Origin of the sequence: Mesorhizobium sp. LNHC229A00 (assembly GCF_000502415.1) — a bacterium.
Classification (GTDB): Bacteria; Pseudomonadota; Alphaproteobacteria; order Rhizobiales; family Rhizobiaceae; genus Mesorhizobium.
Window position 1 is genome coordinate 1 of record NZ_AYWQ01000019.1, and the last position, 18864, is coordinate 18864.

General features: G+C 63.8%; 16 protein-coding genes and 1 pseudogene. 5 read left to right on the plus strand and 12 right to left on the minus strand.

The annotated features are described in order from the left end of the window. Window positions 1-169 precede the first annotated feature (169 nt). From X742_RS144560 to X742_RS144545, 5 genes and pseudogenes are all read right to left on the minus strand, one after another. Window positions 170-646, minus strand: coding sequence for a DUF3828 domain-containing protein (locus X742_RS144560; RefSeq protein ID WP_023774516.1), 477 nt, complete (start codon window positions 644-646; stop codon window positions 170-172). Window positions 647-770: 124 nt separating this feature from the next. Continuing rightward, window positions 771-1880, minus strand: coding sequence for a mandelate racemase/muconate lactonizing enzyme family protein (locus X742_RS144555; protein ID WP_023774517.1), 1110 nt, complete (start codon window positions 1878-1880; stop codon window positions 771-773). Between the two features lie 237 nt (window positions 1881-2117). Next, window positions 2118-4101: pseudogene (locus X742_RS04655) on the minus strand (FAD-dependent oxidoreductase). Between the two features lie 74 nt (window positions 4102-4175). Next, entirely contained in the window at window positions 4176-5825 is a 1650-nt protein-coding gene (locus X742_RS144550) for an ABC transporter substrate-binding protein (RefSeq protein WP_023774519.1), read from the minus strand. Between the two features lie 45 nt (window positions 5826-5870). Beyond that, window positions 5871-7421, minus strand: a complete 1551-nt coding sequence (locus X742_RS144545; RefSeq protein WP_023774520.1) for a trimethylamine methyltransferase family protein — start codon at window positions 7419-7421, stop codon at window positions 5871-5873. 92 nt (window positions 7422-7513) lie between these two features. Between X742_RS144545 and X742_RS144540 the strand changes: the two genes are divergently transcribed. Next, entirely contained in the window at window positions 7514-8416 is a 903-nt protein-coding gene (locus X742_RS144540) for a LysR substrate-binding domain-containing protein (RefSeq protein WP_023774521.1), read from the plus strand. A gap of 53 nt (window positions 8417-8469) precedes the next feature. Here X742_RS144540 and X742_RS144535 read toward each other — a convergent pair whose 3' ends face one another. Continuing rightward, the gene (locus X742_RS144535; protein WP_023774522.1) at window positions 8470-8778 is read right to left on the minus strand and encodes an antibiotic biosynthesis monooxygenase; all 309 of its coding nucleotides are present in this window, start codon (window positions 8776-8778) and stop codon (window positions 8470-8472) included. A 113-nt stretch (window positions 8779-8891) separates the two neighbouring features. Here X742_RS144535 and X742_RS144530 point away from each other — a divergent pair, with 113 nt between their 5' ends. After that, on the plus strand, window positions 8892-9854 hold the full coding sequence (locus tag X742_RS144530; RefSeq protein WP_023774523.1) for a helix-turn-helix domain-containing protein: 963 nt from the start codon (window positions 8892-8894) through the stop codon (window positions 9852-9854). A gap of 55 nt (window positions 9855-9909) precedes the next feature. Continuing rightward, window positions 9910-11799: a DNA mismatch repair endonuclease MutL gene (gene mutL / locus X742_RS144525; protein ID WP_023774524.1), complete on the plus strand. Its 1890-nt coding sequence runs from the start codon at window positions 9910-9912 to the stop codon at window positions 11797-11799. Window positions 11800-11821: 22 nt separating this feature from the next. Here mutL and X742_RS144520 read toward each other — a convergent pair whose 3' ends face one another. Both X742_RS144520 and X742_RS144515 read right to left on the minus strand, forming a co-directional pair. Then, on the minus strand, window positions 11822-12613 hold the full coding sequence (locus X742_RS144520) for a hypothetical protein (protein WP_023774525.1): 792 nt from the start codon (window positions 12611-12613) through the stop codon (window positions 11822-11824). Window positions 12614-12717: 104 nt separating this feature from the next. Next, window positions 12718-13611, minus strand: a complete 894-nt coding sequence (locus X742_RS144515) for a DMT family transporter (protein WP_023795561.1) — start codon at window positions 13609-13611, stop codon at window positions 12718-12720. Window positions 13612-13701: 90 nt separating this feature from the next. Here X742_RS144515 and X742_RS144510 point away from each other — a divergent pair, with 90 nt between their 5' ends. Beyond that, window positions 13702-14628: a LysR substrate-binding domain-containing protein gene (locus X742_RS144510; protein ID WP_023774527.1), complete on the plus strand. Its 927-nt coding sequence runs from the start codon at window positions 13702-13704 to the stop codon at window positions 14626-14628. A 61-nt stretch (window positions 14629-14689) separates the two neighbouring features. On the opposite strand, the gene X742_RS144505 is transcribed toward X742_RS144510, so the two are convergent. After that, window positions 14690-15289 (minus strand): hypothetical protein, encoded by a 600-nt coding sequence (locus X742_RS144505; RefSeq protein WP_031248390.1) that lies wholly within the window; start codon window positions 15287-15289, stop codon window positions 14690-14692. Window positions 15290-15403: 114 nt separating this feature from the next. Here X742_RS144505 and X742_RS144500 point away from each other — a divergent pair, with 114 nt between their 5' ends. Beyond that, window positions 15404-15637, plus strand: coding sequence for a DUF2093 domain-containing protein (locus X742_RS144500; protein ID WP_023774529.1), 234 nt, complete (start codon window positions 15404-15406; stop codon window positions 15635-15637). A 93-nt stretch (window positions 15638-15730) separates the two neighbouring features. Here the strand turns inward: X742_RS144500 and lpxK are convergent, their stop codons facing one another. Genes lpxK through X742_RS144485 form a run of 3 tightly spaced genes read right to left on the minus strand, consistent with a single transcriptional unit; the run spans window position 15731 to window position 18862 of the window. Beyond that, window positions 15731-16756 carry a tetraacyldisaccharide 4'-kinase gene (lpxK, locus tag X742_RS144495; RefSeq protein ID WP_023774530.1) on the minus strand — a complete coding sequence of 342 codons (1026 nt, stop codon included), beginning with the start codon at window positions 16754-16756 and terminating at the stop codon, window positions 15731-15733. A 1-nt stretch (window position 16757) separates the two neighbouring features. Further along, window positions 16758-18074 carry a lipid IV(A) 3-deoxy-D-manno-octulosonic acid transferase gene (gene waaA / locus X742_RS144490; protein ID WP_023774531.1) on the minus strand — a complete coding sequence of 439 codons (1317 nt, stop codon included), beginning with the start codon at window positions 18072-18074 and terminating at the stop codon, window positions 16758-16760. After that, window positions 18071-18862: a lysophospholipid acyltransferase family protein gene (locus X742_RS144485; RefSeq protein ID WP_023774532.1), complete on the minus strand. Its 792-nt coding sequence runs from the start codon at window positions 18860-18862 to the stop codon at window positions 18071-18073. Before X742_RS144485 ends, waaA begins: the two co-directional genes overlap by 4 nt. Window positions 18863-18864 lie beyond the last annotated feature (2 nt).

The window sequence follows — 18864 nt, forward strand, 5'->3', positions numbered from 1 at the left end:
CGCGGCGCCGCCAGGCGTGGTTGCCTGCGGCGTCACGCTGTCGGGCGCGGTCCCGGCCGGAGCTTTTGCCGGCGGCGCGCCCAACAGCCCCTGAGCAGCTGCGCCGTTCAAGCCCGCCGCCAGCAGGCACATGGCCGAGAACAAAAGAAGCGTGCGACCGGCCATCCCATCACTCCGGATCTTGGCCCGCCATGCACTCGAGCTGGCTCAGCGTCCAGTCGCTGGTCTTCGATGCAATGTCCGATATCTTCCACTTGCCGTCGACCTTCTTCAGCGACCAGTGCATTTCGCGCTGCGAATCGTCTCCTTCCGGAAAAAGACTGAAACTCGCAATCACCTGCGCCGTGTCGCCCTCCACCGTTTCGGACAGCTTCAATGTCCTGGAAAGGGCCTTCTGGTCGAAATCCTGCGCGTCGAGGCCGGGGTCGAAGTCGATACAGGCGACCTGGTCCGGATTCTTCTTGGTCGCCTGGTCGTTGAGGTCGAACAGTTTCGTCACCGGCTCGGTGAAGCGATCGCGGTATTGCGCGTCGGCCTCGAACTTGACCTGCGGGACATAGAAGAACTTCACGGCGTCGGACGCCGGGCCGGCCAATGCCGCGGCTGGTGCGGCAATCGACAGGATGGCAGCGAGCAGCAGTTTCATGGATTTCCCCGAATGTTTGGCTGCGGAAAGCAATCAATATCACGCATCGTGCATATCGGCTTTTTTGCGGCCCATGAAGCCTCCGGGCGGCGCGTCTGCTTGCATAGATCAAATCCAACGATCCTTAGTCTCCGAAAGTGGCGATCGGCGCGTTGAGTTGGGAGCGCTCAGGCTTGACACCGAGCCCTGGGATCTGCGGGACGCGTATATGCCCGTTCTCGATCACGATCGGGTTTGCGGGATCTGTATGCCCTTCGATGTACTCCTGGGCGATCCAGGCTCCCTCAAAACGTCTCGGCTCGACGGTAGCGGCGAGGTGGACGCATGCCGCGGCGATGACGTCTCCGCCCCAGGCATCGTCGCAGCTGTGCGGAAGAGATCGTATCGCACACAGGTCGCGGACCGTGGCCATTTTGGTGAGACCACCAAGGCGAGTGACCTTCAATCCGAATCCGTCCGCGATCCCTGACGAAACTGCCCGAAGCACGGCATTCAAATCCTCGGTACTCTCATCGAGATAGATCGGATGCGTAACGCGTCCTTTGAGACCAGCGACTTCCTCCATGGTGTTGCAAGGCTGTTCGAACGCGAACGGGATTGCCTGGCAAAGCCGATCGATGTGCAGCGCCGCGGCAGCGGTCAGACCGCGATTGGCGTCGACGGCTATCCGAGCCTTGAAGCCAACCGCCTCCCATACTTTGTGCACAGTGGCGACATCTTGTTCGAGATCCCGCCCGCCGATCTTGATCTGAAGCCGTGGATATCCGGCATTGACCTTGTCGGCGGCAATACGCGCGGTCTCGTCCGGAGCACCGACGGTCGTCGAGTAGTATGACGGCACGCGATCGGTGAGCGCACCGCCGAGAAGTGTTGAAACAGGGACGCCCAGCCGCTGGCCGGCGAGGTCGAGGAGAGCTATGTCCAAGGCCGCCTTGGCATAGTTGTGACCGTTCAGCCGTTCGTCCATTCGTTTGGCGAGGCGGCGCATGGACGCTGTGTCCTCGCCGATGAGTCCCGGCGCTATTTCAGCAATTGCCGCTCTCGCGCCCAGAGCATGCTGAGGTTGATAAACAGGGCCGATCGGGCAAGTCTCACCCCACCCTGACAGTCCATCCTCAGTGGTGACTTCAACCAGCGTGCTGTCCAAATTCTGCACGGTGTCGCTGGCCATCCGGTAGGCGCCGCCTTTAACAGGCAGAAGCACCTGATAGACCTTGATCGCCCTGATACGCATTCAGACATTAGCCCCGTTCATGCCTTGCCTGGTATGGCACCTTTCGCGATGGTCAAAGACTAAGCGCCACCTTGCGCCCGTCATGAATGGCAAAGGCCGCCTGTCTGGAGGCGGTGCAATCGCCGATGGAGNCCGCCTTTAACAGGCAGAAGCACCTGATAGACCTTGATCGCCCTGATACGCATTCAGACATTAGCCCCGTTCATGCCTTGCCTGGTATGGCACCTTTCGCGATGGTCAAAGACCAAGCGCCACCTTGCGCCCGTCATGAATGGCAAAGGCCGCCTGTCTGGAGGCGGTGCAATCGCCGATGGAGGTATGCGCAATTCCGCGCCTTTCGAGCTCGATGGAGAGGCTGTCCCGCGCCATGCTGGTTGCGGCGAAGACCAAAGCGTCGGCCTCGACCTGCTGCTCGGTCCCGTCGAGCAGCGAAGCGATCCTGGCCGCCCTGCCGTCCCAATGAACGACGGCGCTCTCGGTCACAAAACCGCACCTTCAGCTTGGCGAGTGCCCGTCGCAGCGGCGTATCGACGGCCATTCGCTGAAGCTCTTTGCCGACCAGGGCGTCCGGTGTCACAAGCGTCACATTGTGACCATCCTCGGCGAGTTTCCAGGCGGTGCCGCAGCCCTTCCAATTGCCGCCATCGTCCAGCAAGAGAACATTTTTTCCCGGCCTCGCCTCGCGCGCCATCACCGCTTCGGCCGAGAGCACCGGACCGCCGCCCGGAATGCTCTCCCAGTGCGGCAAGGCCCGCTGGAAAGCGCCGTCCGGCGGCATCGACCCGGTCGCGACGATCACGTGATCGGCGCCTTCGCGCTCGACATCGTCAGCTTCGACATACTGCCCGTAGCGGATGTCGACCTGGAGCTGGCCGAGCTGGCGCTCGTACCAGTCGATCAGGTCCAGAATCTGGGCACGGCGCGGCTGCAGTCCGGCAAGACGGAACTGCCCCCCAAGGCGGTCGGATGCCTCGGCTAGCGTGACGCGATGGCCGCGCTCGGCGGCGGCGCGCGCCGCTTCGAGACCGGCCGGGCCGCCACCGACGACCAGTACGCGCTTCGGCTGGCCGGCCGGAGCAAAGCGGTCGCCGCCCCACTCCCATTCCCGCCCCGCGGAAGGATTGATGACGCAGCTGATCCAGTAGTCACGGCTGCGCCGGCCCCAGCACATCTGGTTGCAGGACAGGCAGCCTCGAATGTCCTGCGGCCGGCCGGCGGCAGCCTTTGCAGCCAGATGCGGATCGGCGATCTGCCCACGCACGATGGAAACGAGATCGGCGTGGCCTTCGCTCAGCACGCTCTCGGCGTTCTCGGGCGTGCGGATATGGCTCTCGGCGGTGATCAACGCGTGGCGCACGGTGGATTTCAGCACGGACGCCAGGTCGGCACCGAGCTTTTCCGCATAAACAAAGGTCGGCATGATCTTGTAGAAATCGAAGTAGGAACCCGTCCCGCAAGTGACATAGTCCATCAAGGCGTCGCGGTCGTGGAGGTCGATGATCTCGGCCAGCGCTTCGCGCTTCAGCGCCACTTCGACTTCGGGCTCATCATTGATTGCCAGACCGATGATGAAATCATCGCCGCATTCCCGGCGAATCCTGGTCATCACCTCACGGCTCATCCGGGTGCGATTTTCGAGGCTGCCGCCCCATCGGTCGTCCCGGCGGTTCGACCAGGGTGTCCAGAACTGGTCCAGCATCGAATGGTACGCCGCCCAGACCTCGACGCCGTCGAAGCCGGCCTCGTGGCAACGGCGCGCGGCCTGGACAAAGCCGTCGATCGTTTCTTCGATCTCGGCTTCGGACATCCGATGCGAACCGTCGGAATCGTGGTAGCTCGGCAGGCCCGACGGCGACCAACCGGGGTGAAACGAGTTGTCCGCGTCCGCGTGCTGACCGACATGATAGAGCTGCTGGATGGCGACGGCGCCGTTACCGCGGATCGCCTCCGTCACCTTGCGAAAATGCGGGATGACGCGGTCATCGGAAGGGCTGAAATTGCCACGGGTAAGCACGGCGGCCTGATGCACGGGCATCGGCTCGACCACGATCATGCCGGCGCCGCCGATGGCGCGTTCCGCGTAGTAGCCGACATGGCGTTCGGTCGGCAGCCCGTTCTCGGCCATGTTCGCCGTATGGGCTCCAAACACGATCCTGTTGCGCAATGTTTTGCCACGCAAGGTGGCCGGCTCGAACAAACGTTTGAAGACCCGGCCGGGCATGCAAATTCTCTCCCCATCGGCAGCATTGCGCCGGCGCAACGGAGCGCCGGCGCTGTGTGGCTGAACCTCTGGCGTCAGGCGTCCAGCCAGACGTTCTGGAGGTCCATTTCGAAGGTCTGGTGGACGCCGTAGTTCTTTACCTTCTTGTTCGTGTGACTGTAGAGCTTCTGCCAGAACGGCTGGATGATGACGCCGGAGTCCTGCAGGATCTGCTCGACATCCTTCATCACCTCCTTGCGCTTGGCGACGTCGATCAGCGACAGCGCCTGCTTGAGCTTGGCGTCGAAATCGGGATTGGAATAGGCCGTTTCGTTCCAGGCCTCGCCGGTGCGATATCCCAGCGCCAGCACCTGGACACCGAGCGGGCGCATGTACCAGATGGTCATCGAATAGGGATATTTGGTCCAGTCGTTCCAGAAGGTCGAGCCCGGCAGCACCGTGCGCTTGACCTTGATGCCGGCGTCACGCAGCTGGCCGGCGATCGCGTCGCCGGTGTTCTTCTGCCAGTCGTCCTCGATGGTGATCAGCTCGTGCTCGAAGTCGGCCTGCCCGGCGTCCGCCATCAGCTTCTTGGCGCCGGCGGCGTCGCGCTCCTTCTTGGGCAGGGCATAATATTCGGGATGGATCGGGCTGACATGGTGGTTCTCGCCGACCGTGCCGCGGCCGTTGTAGCCGAGCTGCAGCACCGCGTTGTTGTCGACCGCCATCTGCAGCGCATTGCGAACCCGCTGATCGTCGTAGGGCTTGTGCGTGATGTTGGTGCGGGCAACCAGCGTGGTGGCGGTCGCGACCTCCGACTTCTGCAGCCCCATCTTGTCGAGAATGTCGATGAAGTCGGCGGGCGACTCGAAGTTGAGGTCGATTTCACCGGAATCGAACGCGTTCACAGTGGCGTTGAAATCGGTGCCGTAGTCGATGAATTCGATGCCGTCGAGCGGCGCCTCGCCGCCCCACCATTTGCCGTTCTCGCGGCGCTTGACCACCGCCTTCTGGCCGACGTCGTAAGAGACCAGTTCGAACGCTCCCGTGCCGATCAGCTTCTTGATCGGATCGGCGCCATCGGCGTCGAAATTGCGGTGCACGACGAGCGCCGGATAATCGGTGAAATTGGGAATGAGCGAAATATCGGGCTCGCTGAGCTTCAGCTTGACCGTGTTGTCGTCGACCTTGGTGATGGCGCCGTCCCTGGCCTTGCCGGTCTTGGCATCGATCAGCGCACCGACGCGGGCCGCCATCGAGTTGCCGGCGACGCCCTTCTCGCACCAGCGCGTCACATTGTGGACCACGTCATCGGCGCCGAAGGCATCGCCATTGTTCCAGGTGACGCCCTTGCGCACATGCAGCGTGTATTCGGTGGCGTCGTCGTTGATGTCCCAGCTTTCGAGCAGCACCGGCTCGAAGGTGAATTGCTTGGTGTAGCGCACCAGAGGCTCCAGCCAGCTGCGCGAGATGTTGGCCAGTTCCACCCAGTCGTAAGTGCGCGGATCCTTCTGCGCTTTCACCGCCATCGAGATGTGCAGCGTCCCGCCCTTCTTCGGTTCCTCGGCCACAGCTTGCGTCGGCGCGACGAGGCCGATCATGCCATAGGCAAATGCCGTTGACGCACCAAGCGCGCTGGCCAGCGCCAGGAACTCGCGCCGGTCCATGCGACCCGCCTTCGCTTCCGCTGCCATCGCTTCGATTGCGGGCGGCACACGGTCGCCGTTGCTTCTGAAAATCGTCATGTCATTCTCCCCTTGTTGTTCCCGTGAGGTCTTTGCCTGCTTTTTTCAACTGACGCTGTCAGGCAGTTGTTCCTCGCGCCGCGCGATCAGATCCTTGAGACCGTCGGCGATGCCCTCGTCGAGTTTCGGCTCCTCATAGTCGGCGAGCATGTTGCGCGCCTTCTCGCGGCCGCGCGTGTCATGGTCCTTCGCCCCTTCCGCCTTCCATTGTTCGTAGGAGTTGAAGTCCATGATGCTAGGCATGAAGAAAGCCTTCTCGAAATGCTCTAGCGTGTGCTGGGTGCCGAGGAAATGGCCCTGCGGCCCGACCTCGCGGATCGCCGCCATCGCTTCCTTGAAATCGTCGAAAGGCAGGCCGCCGGCATATTTGTACCAGCCGACAAGCTGTTCGCAGTCGGTGGCGAATTTCGAGTAACCGCAGGTGAGACCCGCTTCCAGCCATCCGGCCGAATGCCAGATGTAGTTGGCGCCGGCGAGGATGGCCGCATGCATCAGCATGTTCGCCTCGTAGCCAGCCTGGGCATCGTTGAGCTTCGAGCCGACATGAAAGCCCGACGTGCGCCACGGCAGTTTGTATTTCCGCGCCAGCGCACCCATCAAGTACATCATCTGGGCGGCCTCCGGCGTGCCGCCCATGGGAGCGCCGGTCTTCATGTCGACCGTGACCATGAACTGGCCGTAGATCTGGGGCGAACCGGGACGGATGAGCTGGGTCAGGGCCACGCCCGCGAGCGCCTCGGCATTGACCTGCGCCACCGCGCCGACGGCCGATGCCGCGGTCGAGGCGCCGCAGAGCGCGAACGGCGCCAGGATCAGCGGCTGGTTGTGACTTGCATAGACCCGCATCGCATCGATCATGGTGGCGTCCCAGACCAGCGGCGAATTGCAGTTGGTGATCGCCACCAGCACCGGGTTCTCACGGACGAACTCCTCGCCGAAGACGATTGCAGCCATCGCCATCGTGTCCTCGGCGCGCTCCTTCGAGGTCACGATGCCCATGAACGGCTTGTCGGAATGTTTCAGCGCCGAATGGATGATGTGCAGATGCCGCTTCGGCACGGCGATTTCCATCGGCTCGCAGATGACCGAACTCGAGGAATGCAGCGCCGGCGCCATATAGGCAAGCTTGTGGAAATTGTTGAGGTCGGCAAGCGTGCCGTAGCGCCTGTTGTTGTCGAGGTCGCGTATGTACGGCGCGCCATACATGGGCACGAAGATCGAGTTCTTGCCGCCAACGCGGACCGTGCGCTCGGGATTGCGTGCATTGAGCGTGAATTCCGATGGAACTTTCGAGACGAGCTCCATCAGAAGCGCGCGGTCGATGCGCACGCGCGTTTCCCTGACATCGGCGCCAGCCGCCTTCCAGAGCTCGATGGCTCCGTCGTCGCGGAATTCGCAGCCCACTTCTTCGAGTATCTTGAGCGATTCCTCGTGGATCAGTTCCACCGCCTCATCGGGAACGATCTCATAGACCGGAATCTGGCGCACCAGGGTCGGGAACGAGGCAATCGGCGCGCTCCTCATCGCCTTGCGCCCGAGACGGCCACCACCACGGCGATGGGTTTGCTCGGTCAATTCAGCGGCCGGCGCGTTCATGGAGCCTCCATCTCTTCGATCCCGGTCAACTTAGCGAGGTGAAATTCGACTGTGACGCTGGAAAATCCTGATCTCTTGTATAAGCTGAGCTTATGCGAAGCCTGCGCCATCTCTTGCCCTCCGCCGGCAGCCTTGTCGTCTTCGAAGCAGCCGGCCGGTTGTCGAGTTTCACCGCCGCCGGGCGCGAGCTCGGCATGACGCAGGCCGCGGTCTCCTATGCCGTGCGCGGGTTGGAAGAACAGCTTGGCGCCACGCTATTCCAGCGCCGCCACCGCCAGGTCAGCCTGACCGAGGCCGGCGAGCGCTTCCATGCCGACGTCTCGCTCGGCCTTTCCCACATCCGCAAGTCGGCGGAGGACCTGCGTCTGCAGGCGACTGGCGGCCATGTGACGCTCGCCGCCTCGACGGCCTTCGGCTCGTTCTGGATGATGCCGCGCCTGCAGCGGTTCCGCGACGAACTGCCGGGCATCGATCTGCGCATCCAGACCGGCGACCGAGATCTCGACATCATCGCGGAAGGCATTCCGCTCGCCGTGCGCGGAGGCGTGCCACGCGACTGGCCGGACTACCACTCGCTATCGCTCTCCGACGAAGAGATCTTTCCGGTCGCGGGTCCCAGCTATCTGACGAAATTCGGCCAGCCGGAGACCGTGGAGCAATTGGCGACACACCGCCTCATTCATCTTGAGGAGCCCTATCGCGAGGCTCCGAACTGGGACGAATGGTTCCGGTCGGCCGGAACCAGCCTCCGCAATGCGGAGCGTGGCTTGCGCATCAATGACTATGCGATCGTGATCCAGGCGGTCATGGAAGGGCAAGGCATCGCGCTCGGCTGGCGCCACCTTGTCGAACGGCTGCTGTCGACCGGACTGCTGGTGCCGGTGACGGATCACGTCATGAAGACGGGCACGGCTTTCTACGTCGTCTGGCCGAAGAACCGCGAGCTCAGCGACAATGCGCGCAAGGTAAGGGATTGGCTGCTGGCGCAAGCGTAAATGCGTGGCGCAATCCGGCGCATGACCGGATTGCGTTCGCGTGCTGAAAGAGATCAGACCGAGCCGTCGTTCTTCAGCCCGAGCACGTCGATTTTGTCGATAGTCGGGGGGCCGACGAACAGCGCTTCGGCGTTGGCCATCAGTGCCTTGGCAATCTCGCCGGTGAGATGCGCCTGGCGTCCTGTCTCATCATGAAAGGCATCGAAGACGCCAAAGACGCTTGGCGAAAGCCGAAGGGCGAACCAGATCGGCGTCTTCGCCTCCTGGTTGGCCATCCGCAATCCCTCGCTCAGGAATGCGGCGACGTCCTTCTCCTTGCCGGGCTTGGCCTCGAAACGTGCGAACAGCGCGAGCTTGATCATCTCAATCCTCCTGTTGGTATTCGTGCGGCCGAACCGGCCGTCGATTTCAAGCCTCGCAGGAATGGCGTGAAAATCGTATTGGCAAAAATGACATCTTTGATATAATTCTTGCCATGAACATTTCCGTGCTTGTTCTCGATGGCGCCTTTGACACCGGCCTCGCTACGGTGCTTGACGTTTTCGGCACCGCCAACGAACTGGCGGGCCTGCTGCCGGAGCCGCCCGCCCGCTTCAGCACAACCATTGTCGGCGTCAGGGACAGGGCGCTGACGGCGCAAGGCCTGCAGGTTCCGATGTCGGCAATCGGCAGTGAGCCGGCGCCGGACTGGCTTCTCATTCCGGCACTCGGCCAGAAGATGCCTGATCCGCTCGGCAAGGCGCTGCTCAGGCCGGATGTCGCTGAGGCGGTCGTGGCCTTGCGTGACGCGGCCAAAGCCGGCGCGCGCATTGGTGCTGCCTGCATCGGTACGTTTGTGCTGGCAGAGACCGGCCTGCTCGATGGGCGGCCGTCGACCACAACCTGGTGGCTGGCGCCGATGTTCCGGCAACGTTACCCGCAAGTGCGGCTCGATGCTTCGCGAATGCTGATCAATGATGGGCAGTTAGCAACCGCGGGTGCGGCGCTCGGCCATATCGATCTCGCTTTGATGGTGATCCGCCAGACCAGTCCCGAGCTCGCCGCGCTGACTGCGAAATACCTCATCGTCGACAGCCGGCCGTTGCAATCGGCCTATGCAATCTCCGACCACCTCGCCCATTCGAACCCGCTGGTAGAACGTTTCGAGCGCTGGGCGCGCGGCCATCTCGCCGCCGGTTTCAATCTCGACGAAGCAGCGGCGGCGCTGGGTGCCAGCAAGCGGACGCTGTCGCGGCGGGTCAACGACGTACTTGGCAAGACGCCGCTATCCTATTTCCAGGATCTGCGCGTCGAGCAGGCTGTGCATTTGTTGAAGACCACATCCGATAGTGTCGATGAGATTGCCGCCAAGGTCGGCTACGGCGACGGGGTGACGTTGCGCAATCTGTTGCGTCGGCGGCTTCGCAAGGGCGTGCGCGAAATCCGCGCTGCAAACTGATCCACCCTGGCAATTCTCCCCTCCCGCATGAGACGAATCCGCTTATAATACCCCCATGCCCATCCGCCAGCTTTCCGAAACGATGATCAACCAGATCGCCGCCGGCGAAGTCATCGAGCGTCCGGCGAGCGTGGTCAAGGAACTGGTCGAGAATGCGCTCGATGCCGGGGCCAGCAAGGTAGAAGTCGTCACATCGGGTGGCGGGCTGAACCTGATCCGCGTCACCGATGACGGCCTTGGCATTCCCGAACAGGAACTGGCGCTGGCCATTGCACGTCACTGCACCTCCAAGCTCACCGAGGACATCAACGACATCCGCTCGCTCGGCTTTCGCGGCGAAGCGTTGCCATCGATCGGCTCGGTGTCGCGGCTGTCGATCCGCTCGCGCACGGCCTCGGGCGACAGCGCGGCCGAGATCGGCATCGAGGGCGGCCGCATCCTGCCCGTCAGGCCGGCGGCGGCCAATCGCGGCACGACCGTCGAGGTGCGCGACCTGTTCTTCGCCACACCGGCACGGCTGAAATTCATGAAGGGCGAACGCGCCGAAAGCTCGGCCATCAGCGACATCGTCAAGCGCATCGCCATCGCCTTTCCCACGGTGCGTTTCACGATGGCCGGTTCCGACCGCACGACGCTGGAACTGCCGGCCACCGAGGATAGCGCGGACGGCAGCCTGCGCCGGGTCGCGCAGGTGATGGGCGCCGACTTTCCCGACAATTCCATTGCCATCGACGCGATGCGCGAAGGCGTGCACCTGACCGGCCATGTGTCGATCCCCTCCTTCACCCGCGCCAACGCATTGCAGCAATATGCCTATGTCAATGGCCGCCCGGTGCGCGACAAGCTGATCGCCGGAGCGATCCGCGGCGCCTTCGCCGACGTCCTGCCGCGCGACCGCCATGCGGTGACGGTACTGTTTGTTTCGCTCGATCCGGCCATCGTCGACGTCAACGTCCATCCGGCCAAGGCCGATGTCCGCTTCCGCGATCCGGGCCTCGTGCGCGGGCTGATCGTCGGCGCGATCCGGCAAGCATTGGCCGATGCCGGCATCCGCTCGGCCACCACCGGTGCCGCTGGGATGATGGCAGCGTTCCGGCCGGGCAGCCCGTCCTATGCGCATCCCGGCCCGGCCAACGGCCATCGCAGCTACGACGCGGCCTATCGCGCTTCAGGCGCCGCCGGCTTCGATCCCAGGCGCTCGCCGCAGCGTCCGCTCGACATGCAATTCGACAGCCCGGGCTTTGAACGCACCGGCGCCAGACAGGGCGGATTTCGCGAAAATGAGCAAGCCGCGTTCGATGCCGGCTCGCTTGCCACCGCCGATGCGCGCGCCGGGCAGAGCGAGGCAGCGGAGACGCTGCTCGGCGCGGTGCTGGGGGCCGCGCGCGCGCAGGTGCATGAGAACTATATCGTCGCCCAGACCAACGATTCGCTCATCATCGTCGACCAGCACGCAGCCCATGAGCGGCTGGTTTATGAGGCGCTGAAGAACGCGCTGCACGCGCGGCCGGTGCCGTCACAGATGCTGCTCCTGCCCGAGATTATCGATCTGCCGGAGGAGGACGCCGAACGGCTGGCCATGCATTCCGAAACGCTCGCCCGCTTCGGCCTCGGCATCGAGCGTTTCGGACCGGGTGCGGTTGCCGTGCGCGAGACGCCGTCGATGCTCGGCGAGACCAACGTCCAGCAATTGGTCCGCGACCTTGCCGACGAGATTGCCGACAACGACACGGTCGAGACGCTCAAGCAACGGCTGGACAAGATCGCCGCCACCATGGCCTGCCATGGCTCGGTGCGCTCCGGGCGGCTGCTCAAGGCCGAGGAGATGAACGCGCTGCTGCGCCAGATGGAAGCAACGCCGGGATCCGGCACCTGCAACCATGGCCGCCCGACCTATATCGAGCTCAAGCTGGCCGATATCGAAAGGCTGTTCGGGCGGCGCTGAAGCGCTGCCCGGCGGCCAGCCCTCATTTCCTGCATTGATATTTCCCCGTCCGTCCATTGAAGACGTAATCGACCGCGGTTCCGGCGCCACCGCCTCGAAAATTCACGGAAATGACGTCCTTGCCTCGCTCCACCCATCTCTCGACGTTCATGTAGATGGTCGTCATCAGCATGCCGGCACTGCACACGTCGTCATCGGGGAAGGTAATTTCCTGGACAACCCTGCGGCTGCTCTTTTTGATGACACGCATTTTTTCCATGCAAAGGCCGGCGCTGGTATCTGTGTAAATTCCCGAAAACCTGTCGGTGGCTGTCTGCGCCCAGAAGGAAATCTCGACAGTGCCATCGGTCTTCGCATCGCCGGTGTCATCCAGGCTCGCTACTTTCGTGAGGGTGACGGGATATCTGTCCGTGCCCTTGCTCCAGCTTCCGGTCACAGCGTTTCCATTGAGGTCGAGGGAGAATGGGCAGCTTGTGGTATCGACAGCGGGTCTCGGCCCCTGCACCATTATCCGATAGAATTCGTTGTCGTCCGAGATCTCGCAAAGCACGAACTTGGTGCCGCTGACCGTGCCATACAGCGCAATCGGGCTTTGCTTCGCGTCGTAGAAGTAGCTTCCATCGACCTTTGGCGCGCTGCCCAAGCTATCATATGTCTGTATGGAGAAATGGATGGGAGACGGGCCGAGGAAACCCTCGTAGTTTTCCACGTGGTACCAACCCGCGACGGCTTTCGCGTTAAGCAGCAACAAGCAAACGACCGTTGAGATAAAACGTCTTCCCATCCCGACCTCGCAGCGCCCCGCGTCGACCATCCGCCAAGACTGCGTGACAGTTGCCTTGCCTTGCGGCAGCCGTCAACTGGCGATGAGATCAGTGGTTCCCGGTACGAGTCAGGGAAACATCGCAAGCTTTTGAATCAGCGTTTCAAATTCACCACGATGACACCGCCCAGCGCCAGCGCGCCGCCGAGGATGCCGAGCAGCGTCGGCACCTCGCCCAGCCAGAAGAAGCCGATCAGGGCCGACATCGGCGAGACCAGATAGAGGAAGTTCGAGGCACGCGCCGCCGGCAGGCGCGACAGGGCCGTTGCCCAGGCCGCATAGGCGATCAGGCTCGGCACGATGCCGAGATAGATGACTGCGCCGAGGCCGGCGGTGTCGGCGACAGCGGCCTGCTGGAGAGCGGCGGGCAGGAAGGGCGCCAGGCAGAGCGCGCCGAGCACCATGTTGGACGCCGCGATCGTCAGCGGATGATGACGGGCAAACAGCGGCTTCTGGACGATGGTGTTGACGGCCGAGCAGAGGGCCGAGCCAAGCACCAGCAGCGCCCCGGCATTGAAATGAAGCCCGTGCCCGTCGGCGACGGCGATGATGCCGATGCCGCCGAAGGAGATGACCGTACCGATCCAGGCCAGGCCGGAGAAGCGCTCGCCGAGCAGCGCCATTGCCATGATGGCGGTAAAGATGGGACTGACATTGATGATGAAGCCGGCGGCTCCGGCCGATACGGTCAGTTCGCCGAAATTGAGCATCGCCGTGTAGAGCGCGACGAAAATGGCGCCGCCAAAGGCGAAGCGCCAGAGATCGCCGATCCTGGGCAATGCCGGACGCTTGACGGCTAGGAAGATCGCAGCCGGCACGGCGGCTATGGCAAAGCGCAGGGCGCCAAGCTCCAGCGGCTGAAAGGCGGCGAGCCCGGCCCGGATTGCGGGGAAGGCCGAGGCCCAGCCGATCACGGTCAGCGCCACTGCGATGGCGGCCGTGGTGTCCATCCGCTGTGTCGAATTCAATGTGCCTGTCGTCGTGCTCATCCCAGTGCCTCGGATTCTTCAGGTCTCGGGAGCAGGAAACGCCTTTCCAGGTTAATTGACAAACGACCAAATCGAGGGTCACCTGTGAGCATGGATCACAGCTCGAACAGCATGCTGCCTTTGGAGACGTTGCGCGCTTTCGACGCGGCGGCGCGCACGGGGAGCTTCTCGGCCGCCGCCGAAAAACTCAACCTCACGCATGGCGCGGTCAGCCGGCAGGTCGCCAAACTCGAGGACTGGCTTGGCCTGAAGGTTTTCGAGCGCGGCGCGCGTGGCGTTACGCTGACCAACGAAGGCAATCGCCTGCATCTCAGGACCACCGAAGCCTTCGCGCTGATCTCGGTCAATTCCGACCGGTGGGTGGAGCCGCGCGGCACCGCTGTGGTGCGCCTGGCCTCCATTCCTTCGGTGAGCGGCCTGTGGCTGATGCCGCGCATGGCGGCGCTGGAGAACGACCCCACCCGCCTGCGCATCGTGCTCGATGTCGACAACCGCCAGGCCGATCTGGCCGACGAAGGCATCGACCTGTCGGTGCGCTGCGGTCGCGGCCGCATCCCGGGCCGGGTCTCGGTGCAACTGTTCGAAGAATATCTCTTCCCGATCGCCTCGCCGGGCCTCGCACGGGAGATCGGCAGCGGCGATCCGGCCCGGTTGCTCAAATTCCCGCTGATCAACGATTCCGACGCTTCGGGCTGGCGCGCATGGTTGGCCGCGCAGGACATGGACTACCGGCCGCGCCCGCAAGATCGGCGTTTCGAGGATTACAATCTGGTGCTCGACGCAGCGGCTCATGGCCTCGGCATCGCGCTGGCGCGGCCGCCGCTCACCGAGCACCAGATACAGTCCGGCCGCCTCGTCGCGGTTGACGGTCGCACCGCGCTCAATCCCGTTTCCTACTGGCTGGATCGTCCGATTGGCCGGCCGCGCGCGGCCGCCGCGGATCTCGCCAGGCGCATTGCCGAACAGGCCGGGCTTGCTTCGGCAAGGCTGGAAGCTTTCCTGCAGGATTACGATTAGGCGCTGACGCATCTCGGAGACATGCGTGACGGCCGCTGTCGGATCGTGATACTCGCCTAGACTAACGGAACAGCAAAAGCACGATCGTGGTGGTTGCGGCGGAGACGATGGCCGTTACGATCGATATCGTCCACAGCGACGAAGGAACTGGCTCGGATCGGGGAGCATGGCCCGCCGGACGGATGGAGGCGCCGCGCGGTTGCGGCGCGTTGGCGTTGGCCGCGACCAGCACCGCGGCGGCAGAGACGGCCGGCGAGAATGTGGTCGGGGCCGGCGCCGCCGCCAGTTTGGGGGTGCTGTCGTTGGCCGTTATCCGCGGCGGGGCGAAGCCGCGCGAAGCATGATCGGCGTCCGGCCCTGCCCCACCCATCGAGGCTTGTGCCAATGCATGGTGGGTGGCGTCAGGTTCCATGACGGCCCGGTAGGCATCCTCGATCTCGGGGGAAGACAGGCGTTGCGACGTTTGACCGGCCGGCCGCGGTAGCGAGCCTTGCAGCGCCTGGGCGGCGAACTGCGCCGATTGCACGATCGCGGGCGCCTGCGGCTGGACGAGCGCCTTGACCAGAGCCGCGGTCGCGGGATCGGCCTTGGGCGAAGGCACCGGCTCGGGAATGAGCGCTTCTTTCAGCAAAGACGTCATGCTGGCATTGGCGATGTCCATGGCGCTTCCTGACAACCATTGTGCCGAACCGCAATAGTATATGAGCATTGCGCCAAGCTTGACCTTGCCCACGATTTATGGCGATTGAATCCCGATGAACTCAAGTGCCGTTGCATGATGAACCGTTTCGAAGGCCCGGGCAGCAAGGAAGCCCGCATCCGCTATCTCGATGGCGATTTCCAGGTCACCAGCCCGGGCTCGTTCGTGCGCTGCGCCGTGACGGGCGAAAGCATCCCGTTGGACGAGCTGAAATACTGGAGCGTCGCCAGGCAGGAGCCCTACGTGAACGCCACCGCATCGCTGCGCCGCGAAATCGAGGTGCATCCGGAGTTGCGCAAACGGAGTTAGAGCGGCTCGGCGTTTGATAGAATTTGACCGCTCTCCTTCTTTGTTTACGCAATTGCGGACGGAAAACCGCTACGCACTCTTCCTGGAATAGCTTTAGTTTCTCAGCTTGCGCTGCCGCCATGCATCGAGCGTTTCCCCGATGATCCGTTCGGGCATGTGATCAAGCTCGAACACCGTGTCGATTTCCAGCACGTCGAGACGGTCGAGAAAGTCCTGCGGAGCGCCGTGACGCAGCCGGACGGCGTCCTTGGCGGTGGTGATCAGGCCAAGGCCTTCGGCGCGTGCCGTCGCGGCCAGTTCGGTAAGCTCGTCCTCGGCGTAGAAGTGATGGTCCGGAAAGGGCCTGGGCAGCACCACTTCGCCCCCGGCGTCACGCACCGTGTCGAAGAACTTTTCGGGATGCCCGATGCCGGCAAAGGCCAGGAACTGCTTGCCGGCAAGCCCGGCCGTGCTTCTCGGCTCCGTGTGGGCCTCGAAGATCGGCCGGCCGGCACGCGCGGCTCGGCGGACCACGGCGTCGGCGGCCGTGCCCTCGCCCATCTTCAGCAGCCCGCTGGTGAAGACCAACTGGTCGACGATCTTGGCCCTGAGCGGACCGCCCGGGATGACGCGGCCATTGCCGATCCCGTAGCGGGCATCGACCACGACCAGCGCATAATCGATGTGGATGCGCGCGCTCTGGAAGCCGTCGTCCATGATCAGGAAATCGCAACCGTGTTTTTCCAGCAGCAGCCGGGCGCCGGCGGCACGGTTCGGCGTCACCGCCACCGGGGCATGTTCGGCCAGCAGCAGCGGTTCGTCGCCGACATGCCTGGCGCTGTCATGGCTGGCATCGACGACATGCGGCTCGGCGAAGGAACCGCCGTGGCCGCGCGACAGGAACCCGGGCTTCAGATGCATGCGCTGGGCCTGTTGGGCGAGTGCGATCGCCACCGGTGTCTTGCCGGTGCCGCCGACGGTGAAATTGCCGACGCACAGAACCGGCGCCTGGATCTTCTCGCGCCGGGCCCGCCGCATGCCGCGACCGGCGACCAGCGCGTAGACAGCCGATAACGGCGACAGCGCCAGGACCTTCCAGTCCGGCTCTTCCCACCAGAATGGCGGTGCTTCGGAGGCCATTTTAACGCCCGTTGGCGCCCTTTAGGCGCGCCTTGACCACCAGCGGCTGGATATAGGGTTCGAGCGATTTGAGCGTGCGTGCCAGTGCGCCGCGCATCTCATCGACAGTCGCGATCCCCGCCGCCATCATCTCGTGGCGCGCCACTTCGTTGGTCAGGAGGAAATTGACGGCGCCGGCCAGCATGTCGCGGTCGCGCACCAGCTTGGCGCCGCCGCTGTCGAGCAGGCGCTGATAGGCTTCGCGAAAATTCTGCACGTTGCGCCCGGCGAGAACGGCGGTGTCGAGCATGGCCGGCTCAAGCGGATTCTGGCCGCCTTCGGAGGTCAGCGAGCGGCCGACGAAAGCGATTTCGGTCAACCGGAGATACAAGCCCATTTCGCCGATCGTATCGCCAAGCAGGACATCGGTATCGCCTCCGATACGGTCGCCCTTGCTGCGCCGGGCGACTTTAAGGCCCATGCCGGAAATCTGCAGGGCAAGGGCTTCGGCCCGATCGGGATGGCGCGGAACGACGATCGTCAAAAGCCCGTGGTGACGCCTGTGCAGCGTCGCGTGAACTTCCGCGGCGACCACTTCCTCGCCATCATGGGTCGAGATCGCCGCCCAGGTCGGGCGATCGCCGATCTGCCGCTGCAATGTGCCAAGCGCTCGCAAGTCGACCGGCGGCGGGTTGGTGTCGACCTTGAGATTGCCCGACACAGTGACCGGCCGGGCGCCGAGCGCCCGAAAACGCTCGCCATCGACGTCGGACTGGGCAACTACATGGGCCAGATTCTCGAACAGGGCCTCGGCGATGTTGGCCCGCTTCTTCCAAGACGTGAAGGAGCGATCGGAGAGCCGGCCATTGACCAGCACCTGCGGCACGTGGCGGGCACCGAGTTCGAGGATGGTCATCGGCCATATCTCGGATTCGGCGATGATCGCCAGATCGGGTTTCCAGTGATCGAGGAAGCGGCTGACCGCCGGCTTCAGATCGAGTGGCACATATTGGTGGATGATGCGATCGCCGAGCCGCTCGTCGACGACCTGGGCCGAGGTGACCGTACCGGTCGTCAGCACGATGTTGACGCCATAGTCGAGGATGCTTTCGACAAGCGGCACGACGGCCAAGGTCTCGCCGACGCTCGCGGCGTGGATCCAGATCACCGGGCCCTCGGGGCGCGGCCGGCCGGCGACGCCGTAGCGCTCGCGGCGGCGATTGCGGTCTTCCTTGCCGCGCGAGGTGCGCCAGGCGACGTAAGGCCCGACCAGCGGATAGGCGGCAGCGCCGGCAAAGCGGTATGCCGACAACATCGTGCGGGCCCAGCGGCCGCTCATCGCGGACCGTCCACGAGGCGGTAGGCCTCGGCGGTCGCGGCATTGAGGGCCGTGGTGATTTCCTGGCGCTTGCGCTCCATTTCGGCGTCATCGGCATCCGCCGCCACGAAGATCGGCGCACCGATGGTCACGGCGGAGCGGCCGAAGGGCAGGTTGATGGTGGTCTTGTCCCAGCTCTTTTCCAGCACCTTGCGGCGGCTGGTGGCGATGGCGACGGGCAGCAGCGGCCGGCCGGAGAGGCGAGCCAGGAGAACGATACCGAGCCCTGCATCGCGCGGGGTACCATGGGGAATGTCTGCGATCATGGCGACGTTCTTGCCTGATGTGAGCGACTTTTTGAGGGCGATGAGCGCCTTGGCCCCGCCCTTGTCGAGATGCCTGGCATTGTCGCGCCCACCCGAACCGCGCACCGCCTCGATGCCGAATTTCTCCAGCATCAGGGCGTTGAGCTCGGCATCGGCGCTGCGCGACACCATGGCAACCAGCGGCTTGCGCTTGGGATAATAGGCCGGCGTCAAAAGGTGCTGGCCATGCCATAGAGCAATGATCCCCGGCTCGAACTCGGCATAGGCGCCGCCCGAAAAGCGCGCCGATCCGGCGACCAGGGGGCTGGTCAGGCGAACCAGCCGCACGAACTGCGCGAGCAGGCTGGCAATGGCGTTCTTGACGAATCGCGACTGCGCGAGCGGTTCGCGAATCCTGCGCCAGAAGGCCTTGGTCGTGCGGCTGCGGCCCCTGCCCGTGGGCGCGGCCTCGCCGGCTGGCTCTTTCGCCAGATCATGCTCCATCG

Bases quoted from the DNA above. Each gene is read 5' to 3' on its own strand.
- X742_RS144560 (WP_023774516.1), bottom strand. From the start codon at position 646: ATGAAACTGCTGCTCGCTGCCATCCTGTCGATTGCCGCACCAGCCGCG.
- X742_RS144555 (WP_023774517.1), bottom strand. From the start codon at position 1,880: ATGCGTATCAGGGCGATCAAGGTCTATCAGGTGCTTCTGCCTGTTAAA.
- X742_RS144550 (WP_023774519.1), bottom strand. From the start codon at position 5,825: ATGACGATTTTCAGAAGCAACGGCGACCGTGTGCCGCCCGCAATCGAA.
- X742_RS144545 (WP_023774520.1), bottom strand. From the start codon at position 7,421: ATGAACGCGCCGGCCGCTGAATTGACCGAGCAAACCCATCGCCGTGGT.
- X742_RS144540 (WP_023774521.1), top strand. From the start codon at position 7,514: ATGCGAAGCCTGCGCCATCTCTTGCCCTCCGCCGGCAGCCTTGTCGTC.
- X742_RS144535 (WP_023774522.1), bottom strand. From the start codon at position 8,778: ATGATCAAGCTCGCGCTGTTCGCACGTTTCGAGGCCAAGCCCGGCAAG.
- X742_RS144530 (WP_023774523.1), top strand. From the start codon at position 8,892: ATGAACATTTCCGTGCTTGTTCTCGATGGCGCCTTTGACACCGGCCTC.
- mutL (WP_023774524.1), top strand. From the start codon at position 9,910: ATGCCCATCCGCCAGCTTTCCGAAACGATGATCAACCAGATCGCCGCC.
- X742_RS144520 (WP_023774525.1), bottom strand. From the start codon at position 12,613: ATGGTCGACGCGGGGCGCTGCGAGGTCGGGATGGGAAGACGTTTTATC.
- X742_RS144515 (WP_023795561.1), bottom strand. From the start codon at position 13,611: ATGAGCACGACGACAGGCACATTGAATTCGACACAGCGGATGGACACC.
- X742_RS144510 (WP_023774527.1), top strand. From the start codon at position 13,702: ATGGATCACAGCTCGAACAGCATGCTGCCTTTGGAGACGTTGCGCGCT.
- X742_RS144505 (WP_031248390.1), bottom strand. From the start codon at position 15,289: ATGGACATCGCCAATGCCAGCATGACGTCTTTGCTGAAAGAAGCGCTC.
- X742_RS144500 (WP_023774529.1), top strand. From the start codon at position 15,404: ATGATGAACCGTTTCGAAGGCCCGGGCAGCAAGGAAGCCCGCATCCGC.
- lpxK (WP_023774530.1), bottom strand. From the start codon at position 16,756: ATGGCCTCCGAAGCACCGCCATTCTGGTGGGAAGAGCCGGACTGGAAG.
- waaA (WP_023774531.1), bottom strand. From the start codon at position 18,074: ATGAGCGGCCGCTGGGCCCGCACGATGTTGTCGGCATACCGCTTTGCC.
- X742_RS144485 (WP_023774532.1), bottom strand. From the start codon at position 18,862: ATGGAGCATGATCTGGCGAAAGAGCCAGCCGGCGAGGCCGCGCCCACG.